We start from the raw sequence: 12,079 nt of genomic DNA on the forward strand, positions 1-12,079 counted from the left end.
TCAGCCCGCCATGGTCGTGATCACGGCCACCGGTCCACCGTGGACGAGCGGGGTGCGCGTGCACCCGCACGTTCACCGGACGCCAGTCCGCACCGCGGACCGCGACGGCGGTCCGCGGGTCCACATCGGACGCCTAGCCCACCACGTGCGGCGGCTCCCACCAGCCCGTCACGCCCTCGGGCCACTCCACCGCCGCCAGCGCCTCCTCGTTGGCCGGGTCCGGCGGGGCCACCTCCCGCAGGCCCAGCTCGTACCAGCCGTCGGTCAGCCGCAGGCCACCCGCCTCGCCCGAGGTCTCCCGCAGGCCGGGCACGCCCACCACCGGGTGCCGCAACCGGTCGGCCACTCCCACCACGCCCAGGCTCTCCGGCCACTCCAGCCACCACTGCGCGCCGTGCGACCAGGAGCGCAGCCACGGCGCGCCGGTGAACAGGCCGTAGCGGCGCAGCAGGGCGCTGCCCAGGCCGCCGGGCCGGGGGAACTCGGCCAACTGGTCCCGCTCGGCCTGGCTGAGCGGCCCCTCGGCGAACCGGTCGGACAGCCCCCGGCCCTTGATCAGCCTGCGCACGTAGTCCATGCCGACCTGCCAGGCCCGCTCGTCCACCCCGGCCAGCAGCACCGCGGCAGGCACCCCCGCCAGCCGCAGCTCGACCGAGCGCGGGTGCCTGCGCACGCGCAACCCGGCCACGCCCGCCACCCAGGCGTCCTCGTGCCGGGGCAGCAGCTCGAACAGCAGCGGCCCCAGCGCGTGCTCGGCCAGGTGCAGGCGGGGCACCTCGTGCGGCTCGACCGCGCGGAAGGGGTGGGCGGGCCGCAGCATGCTCGCGGGCGGGCGCAGCTGCAGGTGGCCGCCCGCCTCGGTGGCGGCCTGGAAGACCAGGCACTCCAGCGTGCGCTGGGCTTCGGTGGCCGCTTCGGGCAGGAACAGCCCGCGCGCGTCGGCCTCGCCGCGCAGCGCGGCGACCACCCGCTCGCGGCGGTGGTCGGGCAGCTCGTGCAGCACCGCCCGCACGGCGGGCACGGCCTGGGACAGGTTCTCGCCGGTGCAGCTGCGGCGCAGGTCGACCAGCTGGTCGGTCAACGACGATCGGCTCATCGCGGTCCTCGCTCCCGCCGCCCGGCTCGGCGAACAAGGACGCACGCGCGTCGTTCGGCTTTCGGTGGTCCTGTGAGCTTGGGTGCCCCCACCCTGCGGCGGATCCGCCACTCGATGCCGGGGAGTGGCTCCAGCCTCGCGTCCGCTCACGCACGCCGCCGCCCACGGTACCAGCCGATCAGCGCCCTCCGACGGCCTCGGCCGGGCCGGTCAGTTCACCGGGGGCAGCCGCCGCACCCGCGCCGGTTCCGCGAGCGACTCGCCGTAGTACTCGCGCAGCTTCGCCACGATGGCCGCGCGCTCCCGCTCGTGGTCGGCGTGCCCGGCGATCCAGTCGGGGTGGGTGAAGTGCAGGTAGGCGCAGTTGCGTCGGCCGGGGCAGCGCCTCCAGGTCGTCGATCATGAACCGGAACGGCGCGTTGCAGGCCAGGGGCTCGAACCAGGGGTTCATCACGGCCCCCTGGTCGGCACCGTCATGGCGGCGCTGCCGGAGCGGGGCGCGGGCCTGGCCGGGGGCCTGTTCACGACCGCGCAGCAGGCCGCGCTGGGGCTCGGCACGGCCACGATCGGCGGGCTCCTCGGCACCCTCGTCCCGCCGCTGGGCCGGTGACGCGCCTTCGCGGTCGCGCTGGGCGTCCAAGTGGCCACCACCGCGCTGTGGTCGGACCGCCGCTCGACCCCGACACCCCGACACCGTAGGGTTCGAACATGAGTTCGAATGAGCGCGTGTGGCCCGCCGCGGCGGCGGACGACGAACTGCGACTGCTGACCGACTTCCTGACCTTCCTGCGGCTCACCGCGGTGGCCAAGGTCGAGGGCCTGAGCCGGGAGCAGGCCGCCGCCACCCCGATCCCCACCTCGCCCGCGGTCAGCGCGCTGGGCGTGATCAAGCACCTGACCGCGGTCGAGCGCTGGTGGCTGTCCATCGAGACCGGCGGGGCCGACCTGCCCTCGTTGTGGGGCGCGGACGCCGACGCCTCGTGGCTGCTGGACGAGGGCGACACGGTGGAGTCCGTGCTCGCGGCCTACCGCGCGGAGTGGGAGCGCTCGGCGCGGGCGCTGGCCGGGCTGGCGCCGGGCGACCGGACGCGCGCCGACCGCGACGGCAACGGCCGCACCGTGCGGTGGGTGCTGGCGCACCTGGTGCAGGAGACCGGGCGGCACGTGGGCCACCTGGACTTCCTGCGCGAACTGGCGGACGGGACCAAGGGCGAGTAGCGCAGACCCGTCCTCTGTGGACGCCCACGCTTTCCGGTGAACTCGGGGTCCTCCCCCGGCGTGTCGGCCGCACCGCGCGCCCGCCGCTGGTTCGATGCGCCTGCCAGCAGAGAGGACTCCGGCTGATGAACAGGCGTTTCCCAACGGCGGTGGCGGGCGCGGCGCTGCTCACCTCGGTGCTCGCCGCACCCGCCCACGCGGCGGTCGACTTCACCGGTGTGGTGGCGTTGAGCAACTGCTCCGGCTCGGTGGTGCGCACCCCCACCGCCCGGCCGGAGGACCCCGCCCTGGTGCTGACCAACGGGCACTGCGTGAAGCTGATGGCCCCCGGCGAGGTGCTGGTGGAGCAGCCCTCCAGCCGCACGTTCACGCTGCTCGACCGCCGAGGCACGGGCACGCTGGGCACGCTCACCGCCGAGCGGCTGGCGTACGCGACGATGACCGGCACCGACCTCGCGCTGTACCGACTGGGCTCCAGCTACGCCGACGTGGAGGAGCTGGGCAGCCGGGCGCTGCTGCTGTCCCCGGAGCACCCCGTGGCCGGGGCGGCGATCCGCGTGGTGTCCGGGTACTGGAAGAAGACCTACACCTGCCGGCTCGACGGCTTCGCGCACCGGCTGCGCGAAGCCGACTGGACCTGGGAGGACTCGCTGCGCTACACCGCCGCGTGCGACACCATCGGCGGCACCTCCGGCTCACCGGTGGTCCAGCTGTCCAGCGGCGAGGTCGTCGGGGTCAACAACACCGGCAACGAGAACGGCGAGCGCTGCACCCTGAACAACCCGTGCGAGGTCGACGAGGCGGGCGAGGTGACCGTGCGCCAGGGCATCTCCTACGGCCAGCAGACCTACCGGATCGTCCCGTGCATCGGGGCGGACGGCCGGGTGGACACGGGCTGCGCCGGGTCGCCGCACCGGTGGCGCGGCGACCCGGCCGCCTAGGCTCGGCCGCCTGGCGCGGTCCCCGGTCAGCCGGGGAAGCGCTCACCGGCCAGGGTGGCGACGGCGGCCATCGGGTTGCCCAGGTGGTAGTGGTCCACGGCCAGGTAGTTCGGCGTCTTGCGGGCGGCGGGCTCGCAGAAGCGCCGCGCCCGGTCGCCGAGCTTGCCGTTGTCGGTGGAGGCCGTGCCGGTGAGCGGCACGTCGCGGAAGTGGTTCATCACGAACAGCGGCCGGAAGCCCGGTTCGGTGCGGGTCAGCGGCGTGCCCCAGCGGCTGTAGCAGGACCAGTCGGAGGTGCCCGTGCCCGAGCCCATGGACCAGTAGTTCTCCACCGTCCAGTCCTGCTGGTACATCACGCCGTAGCCGTCCCTGGGCAGCGCCTGGTCGTCGGCCCGGTTGTGGTCGGTGAAGATGAGCAGGCGCTTGCCGCTGGAGCGCAGGGCGTCGAGGGTGGGCCAGCCGTTCTGCCGCACCCCCGCCTGGTCGGGGCGGAACAGCACGTCGGCCAGGCCGTTGACGCGGGCCAGCTCGGCGCGCAGCACCGAGGAGGAGACGTAGTCCTCCAGGAAGACGGTGACGAACTCGGTGGGGTTGCGGCGCAGGAAGTCCACGATGCGCTGCACGTCCACCCACAGCGCCACCGGCCTGCTGACCAGCGTGCAGCTGTTGTGGCACAGGATCGCGCCGTCGGAGGTCTGGTGGATGTCGAGCTGGAACCCGCGCACGCCGTCGGCGAGCTGCTGCTCGATGCCGCGCGCCTGGTTGGGAGCGAGGTTGATGAACGGCGGCGCGAACCCGCCGTCCACGCCGTTGGCGTAGGCGTTGTGCGCGGTGAGGAAGGTGACCTGGTCCAGCCGTCGCGCGCCGTCCGCCGGGACCGGCACCCGCTGGGGTGACACCGGGGTGAGGTACCACTGGTCCTGGGCGGTGCCGACGCGGACCTGGTCGCCGGGCGCGGTGAGGTAGCGGTCCGCGCCGGGGACCTTGAGCCGGTAGCGGTCGCCCGCGTCGGCCAGCACGTCCCACTGGGCGTCGGGGCTGTCGCAGGCCAGCACGACGGCCTGGTCACCGGATCGGCCAAGGCAGCGGCCGCCCTCCTGGAGGGTGCGGCCCGCGAGGGTCCACTGCTGGTGGTCCTCGTCGCCCTTGGGGCGGTGCTGGACCACGGTGGTGCCGGAGACGGCGGCGTTGAGGCCGGTGGCGGTGCTCTGCAGGTAGTAGGCACCGGGAGGCGGCGCGGCTTGGGCGGTGACGGGTGTGGCGGTGACGGGTGTGGCGGAGGCGAGCAGTGCGATCGCGACAGCAGGGATGACGCGCATCAAGGTTTCCTCTCGGGTGCTCCGCGGCGGCGGATGGCTCCAGGATCACCCGATCGAGAGTGGACGCGAAAGACCTTCATTAGTTCTCGTCCTACGCTGGACACCATGACCGAACCGTGGGGCGATTCCGAGAAGATCCGGCGCATCCTGGCGGAGTGCGACACGTGGGCCGTGGTCGGCCTGGCCAACAACCCGGGGCGGGCCGCGTTCGGCGTGGCGCGGTTCCTCCAGCAGCGCGGCAAGCGGATCGTGCCGGTGCACCCGGACGCGCCGACCGTCCTGGGCGAGCGGGGCTACGCGACGCTGTCGGAGATCCCCTTCCCGGTCGACTGCGTGGACGTGTTCCGCCGCTCCGAGGCCGCGGGCGCGTTCGCCGACGAGGCGGTGAAGATCGGCGCGAAGGCCGTGTGGTTCCAGCTCGACGTGGTCGACGAGGCCGCCTACCGCCGCACCACCGAAGCCGGTCTGGACATGGTCATGAACCGCTGCCCCGCCATCGAGTGGCCCGCCAACGGCCCCCGCTGACCACCTGCGAGCACCACCCGGCGCGCCCGCGCGGGCCGGTGACCGCTACCCGCCGTGGCCGGCGCGCGGGCGGCGACGGGCGGTGACCTCGATCTCGATGCGCATCCGGGGGTCCGCCAGGCCGCACTCCAGCATGGTCGCGGCGGGCCGGTGCTCGGCGAAGGCCCGTCGCAGCACCGGCCAGCACGGTTCGAAGTCGGCGGCGTCGGGCAGGTAGTAGGTCACCCGCACCACGTCGGCCAGGGTGCAGTCCGCCTCGGCCAGCGCGGCGGTGATGTTGGCCAGGCACTGCTCGGCCTGCGCCACGACGCCGTCGGCGATGGTCATCGTCGAGTAGTCGAACCCGGTGGTGCCGGACACGTGCACCCAGTCGTCGTCGACCACCGCGCGGGCGTACCCGATCTGCTCCTCGAAGGTGGACCCGGACAAGATCGCTCGCCTCATGCGGCGAGTCTAGGAGCGCCGCGCGGCGGCGTCTCACAGGAACATCGGCAGTGCGTTGACCGCGCCGTGGACGACCAGGAGCGGCCACATCAGCCGGTACCGGCTCCACAGGTAGCCGAGGAAGAGGCCCTGGGCGCCCTGGTTCGCGAACGCCGAGGCCAAGTCCACCGGCAGGTCCCCGACGCCTTGGATGGCGGCGTGCCACCCGGCCCAGAGCAGTGACACGAGCACGATCGCGGGCCACCGGCCCAGGACGGCCTCCCACCGGGTCTGCGACCACCGCCGGTAGAACACCTCCTCCAGCAGGCTGTTCACCAGGAACACCACGACCACGGTGGCGATGAGCGTGACGGTGTCGACGGTGTCGACGGTGTCGGCGTAGTCGCTGGGCCGCAGGGCGAACGGGCCTGCGCAGCTCAGCAGCAGCCACACCGCGACAGGCACGACCGGAGCCACCCGCGGGCGGTCGCCGAGCGCGATCGCGGGCGATCCGCGCCGAACCCGGAACAGCACGAGCGGCACCACCAGCAGGAGCAGCAGTTTCAACAGCACGTGCGCCGGTTCACCGCCACCCGTCAGGCGCAGCGCCACCGCGAACACCAGTGCGGCGGCCAGCAGGACCTCCGCCTCGACTCGGGTGCCCCCGGAGGCGAGCAGCGCGGCGGGCGGCCTCGCGGGCACGAGCCGGATGGCCATGATGCCCGCCAGGGCGGGCGCCCACCTGGTCCACACCGGGACGGTGTCGCCGTGGTCCGCGGAGTACCGGACGGCGGTGTTCCCGGTCAGCACGAGCAGCGTCACGGAGCCCGCGAAGACCGCCACTCCGGCGACGAGCACGGCAACACCGGATTTGGCCGTCTTATTCAGCACACTTGTACGGTAAACGAAACCGCACAGGTGTGCTACAAAAACGGGCATGCCGAAGATCGTCGACCACGACCAGCGGCGCGCCGCGCTGGCGCGCGCGGTGTGGGCCGTGATCGACCAGGAGGGCATCGAGGGCGCCACGGTCCGCCGGGTGGCCGAGGAGGCGGGCGTGTCGGTCGGCGGGCTGCGCCACTACTTCGACAGCCAGCGCGGTCTCCTCCTGTTCGCCGCGCGGGAAGTGGCCTCCGCCGTGGGGGCCCGCGTCACCGCCCACCTGCGAGGCGACCTGCCCGGCCCTGAGCGGGCCCGGCGACTGCTGGAGGAGCTGCTCCCCCTGGACGCCGAACGCCGCGTGGAGGTCGACGTCTGGTTGGCCTGCCTGATGCGCTCGCGCGTGGACCCGGCGCTGGCGGAGCTGCGCCGGGCCGGGTGGGAGGGCGAGCGCCACGTCTGCCGCCTGGCCGTCGCCCACCGCCGCGCCGCCGCTCCGCCCCCGGCCATCGGCGACGAACTCGGTGACCCGCTGCTGGAGCGGCTGGCGGAGCGGCTGCACGTCTTCATCGACGGCTTGACGTTGCAGGCGGCGGCTTACCAGGAGCGGCTCCCCCCGCGAGCCGTCCGCGCACTGCTCGCGGCGGAGCTGGACGCGATCGCGCGGCAGCGGTAGCGCCCACGCGGCACGACTACAGCGGATTCCCGGAGGCCGTCGCGTCAGGGCTGGGCGGGCGGGATCGGTTCGCCGGGGCAGGAGCCCTCGCTGGTCTTGCCCGTGTCGAAGAACTCCACCGCGATGGCGGCGCACGGCAGGTCGATCAGGGAACCGTGTTCGTCGTCCTCCACGGTGAGCAGGGCACCGCCGATCTGAGCGCGCATCTGGCGGGCCCAGGTGATCGGGGTGATCCTCTCGTAGAGGTGCCCGACCAGTTGCAGCGTGCTGGTGCCGCCGGTCAGCTGCCATGGCGTCGCGGGCAGCGGCCAGCCGACGCAGCGGTCGGCGTAAGCGCCGTAGCGGCCCGCGATCGGCAGCTCCTCGATCAGGTCGAGCCGGTGGCGCCAGATCTCGTCGAAGTCGCGGGTGCTGCCGGAGTCGTTGCACATCACCGCCGTCTGCTGGAACGGGCTGAACCCGAGGATCTCGCTGTCCCAGCCCAGCGCGCCCGGTTCGCTCACCGGGGCCGCGGACGCGCCGCGGTCGCGCACGTCGACCAGCCACCTGGCCGCTTCCGGCCAGTCGCGCCGCGAGTAGGTGATCATGCTGTCGAAGGCGCTGCGATCGCGCTCGCCGTTCTGCCTGGCGCGCAGGTCCAGCAGCGCGGTCGTCACCCCGGTCGTGGTGGCGCCGAAGCGGTAGACGTCGTCGTTGCGGGCCAGCCACGCGGCGAACTCGTGGAAAGCGTTCTCCCGCGCGGTCAGCTGCCCGCGGTCCATCTCCAGCATGCTCAACGTCGGCTGCATCACCGAGTCCAGCAGCATCTTGTCGACGTGCTGGTCGAACAGGGCCCGGTAGTGGGCGCCGAGCGCGGTGCCCCACGAGAAGCCGAGGTAGCTGATCTTCTGCTCGCCGAGCGCCTGGCGGATGCGGTCCATGTCGCGCGCGATCGTGGCCGTGGTCAGGTTGCGTGCGAACTCCGGGTCGGCGGCCACGCAGCGCTGGTGGTTGCGCCCGTCGCGTTCGGCGATGAAGCGCGCCCTCTCCTTCTCCGACAGGGAGGGGTCCGGCTGGGTCCGGTCGTCCTCGCACCACAGGCCGCCGCTGTAGGTGACTCCGCGGGGTGCGAAACCGATGAGGTCGTGGTGCACGCCGATCCCGGCGGCCTTCGAGTCCAGCACCTTCGTGGGCGTGCTCATGCCGGTGTAGCCGGGGCCGCCGGGGTTCAGCAGCACCACGCCGTCCTTGCGGCCGCTCGCCTTGATCCGGCTGATCGCGATGCCGATCGTGCGCCCGTCGGGCTTGGCGTAGTCGACGGGGACCTGCACCATGGCGCACTCGGTGCGCTCGTCGTTCTGCGACCAGCGGTTGGCGACGTCCTTGCTGCCACCGCAGGGTGTCGGCCGCGGCGACTCCCGGCACGAGCGCCGTCGCCGTCAGCACGGCCATCAGCGGTCCGAGCACTTTTGCGATCTTCATCAGTTCATTATGTGAAGGACGGGGTGTGCCCTCTGGGCCGATCGCCTGCCGATATCACCCCCGAACGGCCTACGGCGGGCATGGATAGCGCCCGCGCGGGCGGGTGGTTAACCTGCGCCCATGCCGATCGCCTCGTTGAACGGGATCAACCTCAGCTACGACGTCCGGGGCGACGACGGAGATCTCGTGGTGCTGGTGATGGGCACCGGCAGTCCGGGCCGGGTGTGGCACGCCCACCAGGTGCCCGCGCTGCGCGCGGCGGGTTTCCGCGTGGCGACCGTGGACAACCGGGGCATCCCGCCCACCGACGAGTGCGCGGACGGCATGGTGATCGGGGACCTGGTCGGCGACGTGGCCGCGCTGATCGAGCACCTGGGTGGCCGCGCGGCGGTGGTCGGCACGTCGATGGGCGCGCGGGTGACCCAGGAACTGGCGCTGGCCCGCCCCGACCTGGTGACCCGCGCGGTGATGCTGGCGACCGCGGGCCGCAAGGACCCGGTCCAGTCGGCCCTGTCCAGGGGTGAGCGGGCGCTGCACGACAAGGGCATCACGCTGCCCGGCGAGTACCACGCGGCGGTCAGCGCGATCGTGAACCTCTCCCCCGCCACCCTGCGCGACCCGGTGGCGGTGCGGGACTGGCTCGACGTGTTCGAGTACACCGGGTCGGCGATCAGCGCGGGTGTGCGGGCGCAGATGGAGCTGAACGACTTCGACTCGCGGCTGGCCGCCTACGCGGCGATCACCGTGCCGTGCCTGGTGATCGGGTTCGCCGACGACCGCGTGCTGCCGCCGCACCTGGCCCGCGAGGTGGCCGAGGCGATCCCCGGCGCGCGCTACGAGGAGGTGGCCGACGCGGGCCACTACGGTTTCCTCGAACGCCCCGCCGAGGTCAACCGCCTGCTGGTGGACTTCCTGCGGGGGTGACGGCCGCGCGCCGCCGAACGGGGCAACGGCCGCCGTTCCGCGACGACGCGGGACGGGTCGGCTCCGCTACCACGGGCCCGCGATCGGCACTACCGTCGTCCGCGACCCGTGGAGGCGGCGCATGGACTCCGGACGGCTCGCCCGCAACGCCCGCATGGTCGCCCTGGCGGGCGTGGGCGGCGTGGTGTGCCTGGTCCTGCTGCCGATCGCGGTCAACATCGCGACCGGCGGGTCGGCCCCGAAGGTGCTCGGCCGCTACACCGCCTGGGTGTGGCCCGCGCTGATCGGGTGCTGCGCGGTCGGCGCGGCGCTGGCCGCCTGGGAGCCGTTGCGCGCGCGGCTGGTGCAGCACCTGCCTGCCCACCCGGCCAACCGGGTGGTCGCGCTGGACCGGGTCGAGCGGTTCGTGCGGGCGCGGGTCGCCGGGTCGCTGGCCGCCCAGGTGCGGCTCAAGCTGGGTGTCGCGCCGAGGGTCGGCCCACCGCTGCCCACCGACCCGCGGGTGCCGCTGGTGGTGGCGGGCGAGCCGGGTTCGGGCAAGACCACGCTGCTGCTGGAGCTGGCGGAGGCGCTGCTGGCCGCCGCGCGCGGCGACCCGGACCGCCCGCTGCCGGTGGTGGTCGACCTCGGCGCGTGGCGGCGCGAGGCGGACTTCGACCAGTGGCTGCTGCGGGAACTGGCCGCGCGCTACCGGATCGGCCCGCGACTGGGCCGGGCGTGGCTGCGGGAGCGGCGCTTGGCGCTGCTGCTCGACGGGCTGGACGAGGTGGCCGAGGCCGATCGCGTCGAGTGCCTGCGCCGGATCACCGCGCTGGAGCCGCCGCAGGTGGTGCTCTGCTGCGGCACCGACGACTGCGAACGCCTCCCCCGCTACGACGTGGTGCGCGTGCGACCGCTGCGCCGCGCCGAGGTCCTCGCGCTGATCAGCGCGTGCGGGCCGCGCCTGGACGGGTTGCGGGAGGAGCTGACCAAGAACCCCGAGCTGTGGCAGGAGGTGCGCACGCCGCTGGCGTTCGACCTGCTGGCGCTGGCCTACCGGGCCGGGCGGGCCGAGTACCGGGGCGTGCTGGACACCTACGTGGTGGAGTCGGTGGCACGCCAGCCGCGCGCGGAGCGGCTGCTGCGCGCACTGCGCTTCCTGGCCCGGATCGCGGCCTCCCCCGCCCGCCGGGACCTGGCCGCCCACCCCCGGCTGCCCCGGCGCGAGGTGTGGCTGGGGTTCGTGACCCAGGAGGCGGTCTGGCGGCTGTTCCGCCGGGCCGCGCCGGGCGCGCTGGCCGGTGCGGCGGCGGCGTTGTGCTTCGTGGTGGGCCAGCGGGTGGGACTGGTGACGGCGGGCGTGGCGGTGCTGTGCACCGCCCTGCTGCACCGGGGCCGGTTCGCCGCGCCCGCGCGGGAACGGGCTCGCGGCGCGCATTGGGCCGTCGTGGGGTTCCTCGGCGGCGCGGCGACCACCGCCGGACTGTCCACTGTGGGCGGTTGGCTGGGCGCGAACCTGGGCCGTTGGCCCGCCTACCTGTCGTTCGCGGTCGTCGTTCTGGTCGCGTTCCTGTTGGGGCTGGGCGGTTTCCGCGACGGCTACTGGGCCACCGCCTGCGCTGTGCTCCCCACCGCGGTCATGGTCCTGACGGGTCCGTCCGCCGAGTTGCTGGTGGCGCTGGGCACCGGGTTGTCCGCGGGTGCGGCCACCGGCGTGTTCCTCGGCGGGCTGACCGCGCTGTGGTCCGGGCTGCCCGGCGCGGCGCAGGCGGGTGGCGGCCTCCGCTGGCTCCCGGTCGCGGGCTTGGCGGGCGCCGGGCTCGCCGCGGTGCTGGGCGCTCCCGTCGGGCCGCAGGCCCTGGCCCCGGTCACCGGCCTGCTCATCGGGCTGGCGGTGATCCCGCCTGCCACCGCCAGGCCGCTCGACGCGGTCACCGAGGCGCTGGCCCGCCCGCTCGCGCTGGACGAGTTCCCGCTGCGACGCCGGGCGGTCCTGCGGGACGCGCGCGACCGCGTGCTGCTGGTCGAGGTCGACGGCGAGCACCGCTTCCCGCACCCGCTGGTGCGCGACCACCTGGCCGGCCGCGACCCGGCCGAACTGGGCGCGGAGGTCGCGCGCCGCCGCGCCGGGATCAGGCCCAGCGGGTCCGCCCCCAGGGCTTGAACACCGACAGCGCCGTGTTGGCCACGTAGAACGCCAGCGACACGGAGCAGGCCGCCACCACGCTCACGCCGGTGTCGCCGACATCGGCGAGCACGCCGTCCCCGGTCGCCACCACGGCATCGCGCGCGGTGTGCAGGGTGGGGCGCAGGGAGAACAACGTCGCCACCACGGCGATGCTGGTCAGCAGCAGCTTGGCCAGCACCCAGCGGTAGCGCACCAGCCCCCACTGCGTGCCGACCGAGAGCAGCAGGCCGCTCACCAGCGCCGCCAGGGCGGCGGGCAGGACCACCGCGTCGCCCAGCAGCGCCATCACCCGGTACGCCGCGTGCTGGTCGCCGGGGGCGTCGGTGATCAGCGCGGCGATCGCGAGCACGAGGTTGCCCACTGTCACCCCGAGCCAGCCGACGGAGGACACCACGTGCAGCAGCAGCACGGACTTCCGAACCCCAGGGGTCAGTTTCATGCACGCCATCG

General features: G+C 73.9%; 13 protein-coding genes and 1 pseudogene. 7 read left to right on the forward strand and 7 right to left on the reverse strand.

What is annotated here, in order from left to right:
• Positions 1-133: 133 nt before the first annotated feature.
• Complete coding sequence (locus JOF41_RS21625) at positions 134-1,096, reverse strand: hypothetical protein (protein ID WP_189223191.1); 963 nt, start codon at positions 1,094-1,096, stop codon at positions 134-136.
• 210 nt (positions 1,097-1,306) lie between these two features.
• Positions 1,307-1,465 (reverse strand): annotated as a pseudogene (locus JOF41_RS38660) (hypothetical protein); the annotation flags it as partial.
• A 106-nt stretch (positions 1,466-1,571) separates the two neighbouring features.
• On the opposite strand from JOF41_RS38660, the gene JOF41_RS37905 reads away from it, so the two are divergent.
• From JOF41_RS37905 to JOF41_RS21635, 3 genes are all read left to right on the forward strand, one after another.
• Entirely contained in the window at positions 1,572-1,706 is a 135-nt protein-coding gene (locus JOF41_RS37905; RefSeq protein WP_276515707.1) for a hypothetical protein, read from the forward strand.
• A 98-nt stretch (positions 1,707-1,804) separates the two neighbouring features.
• Positions 1,805-2,314 carry a DinB family protein gene (locus JOF41_RS21630; RefSeq protein ID WP_209621492.1) on the forward strand — a complete coding sequence of 170 codons (510 nt, stop codon included), beginning with the start codon at positions 1,805-1,807 and terminating at the stop codon, positions 2,312-2,314.
• Positions 2,315-2,439: 125 nt separating this feature from the next.
• Positions 2,440-3,255, forward strand: coding sequence for a trypsin-like serine peptidase (locus tag JOF41_RS21635; RefSeq protein WP_209621495.1), 816 nt, complete (start codon positions 2,440-2,442; stop codon positions 3,253-3,255).
• Between the two features lie 26 nt (positions 3,256-3,281).
• Here JOF41_RS21635 and JOF41_RS21640 read toward each other — a convergent pair whose 3' ends face one another.
• The gene (locus JOF41_RS21640) at positions 3,282-4,574 is read right to left on the reverse strand and encodes a PI-PLC domain-containing protein (protein WP_209621498.1); all 1,293 of its coding nucleotides are present in this window, start codon (positions 4,572-4,574) and stop codon (positions 3,282-3,284) included.
• Positions 4,575-4,679: 105 nt separating this feature from the next.
• On the opposite strand from JOF41_RS21640, the gene JOF41_RS21645 reads away from it, so the two are divergent.
• On the forward strand, positions 4,680-5,099 hold the full coding sequence (locus tag JOF41_RS21645; RefSeq protein WP_189223188.1) for a CoA-binding protein: 420 nt from the start codon (positions 4,680-4,682) through the stop codon (positions 5,097-5,099).
• Between the two features lie 45 nt (positions 5,100-5,144).
• Here JOF41_RS21645 and JOF41_RS21650 read toward each other — a convergent pair whose 3' ends face one another.
• Positions 5,145-5,543 carry a RidA family protein gene (locus JOF41_RS21650; protein ID WP_189223187.1) on the reverse strand — a complete coding sequence of 133 codons (399 nt, stop codon included), beginning with the start codon at positions 5,541-5,543 and terminating at the stop codon, positions 5,145-5,147.
• A gap of 33 nt (positions 5,544-5,576) precedes the next feature.
• A complete protein-coding gene (locus JOF41_RS21655) occupies positions 5,577-6,413 on the reverse strand; it encodes a CPBP family intramembrane glutamic endopeptidase (RefSeq protein WP_307867490.1) in 837 nt (278 codons plus the stop codon).
• Between the two features lie 46 nt (positions 6,414-6,459).
• On the opposite strand from JOF41_RS21655, the gene JOF41_RS21660 reads away from it, so the two are divergent.
• Positions 6,460-7,077: a TetR/AcrR family transcriptional regulator gene (locus JOF41_RS21660; RefSeq protein WP_209621500.1), complete on the forward strand. Its 618-nt coding sequence runs from the start codon at positions 6,460-6,462 to the stop codon at positions 7,075-7,077.
• 44 nt (positions 7,078-7,121) lie between these two features.
• Here the strand turns inward: JOF41_RS21660 and JOF41_RS21665 are convergent, their stop codons facing one another.
• On the reverse strand, positions 7,122-8,390 hold the full coding sequence (locus JOF41_RS21665; RefSeq protein WP_244989651.1) for an alpha/beta fold hydrolase: 1,269 nt from the start codon (positions 8,388-8,390) through the stop codon (positions 7,122-7,124).
• Positions 8,391-8,658: 268 nt separating this feature from the next.
• Here JOF41_RS21665 and JOF41_RS21670 point away from each other — a divergent pair, with 268 nt between their 5' ends.
• Together JOF41_RS21670 and JOF41_RS21675 are read left to right on the forward strand one after the other, a co-directional pair.
• Positions 8,659-9,462 carry an alpha/beta fold hydrolase gene (locus tag JOF41_RS21670; RefSeq protein WP_189223184.1) on the forward strand — a complete coding sequence of 268 codons (804 nt, stop codon included), beginning with the start codon at positions 8,659-8,661 and terminating at the stop codon, positions 9,460-9,462.
• Between the two features lie 121 nt (positions 9,463-9,583).
• Complete coding sequence (locus JOF41_RS21675) at positions 9,584-11,605, forward strand: NACHT domain-containing protein (protein ID WP_209621503.1); 2,022 nt, start codon at positions 9,584-9,586, stop codon at positions 11,603-11,605.
• Here the strand turns inward: JOF41_RS21675 and JOF41_RS21680 are convergent.
• Positions 11,574-12,068: a DUF2269 family protein gene (locus JOF41_RS21680; protein ID WP_209621506.1), complete on the reverse strand. Its 495-nt coding sequence runs from the start codon at positions 12,066-12,068 to the stop codon at positions 11,574-11,576. The two genes, JOF41_RS21675 and JOF41_RS21680, sit on opposite strands and share 32 nt — an antisense overlap.
• Between the last annotated feature and the right edge of the window lie 11 nt (positions 12,069-12,079).

Source organism: Saccharothrix coeruleofusca (genome assembly GCF_017876325.1).
GTDB classification, from domain to species: domain Bacteria; phylum Actinomycetota; class Actinomycetes; order Mycobacteriales; family Pseudonocardiaceae; genus Actinosynnema; species Actinosynnema coeruleofuscum.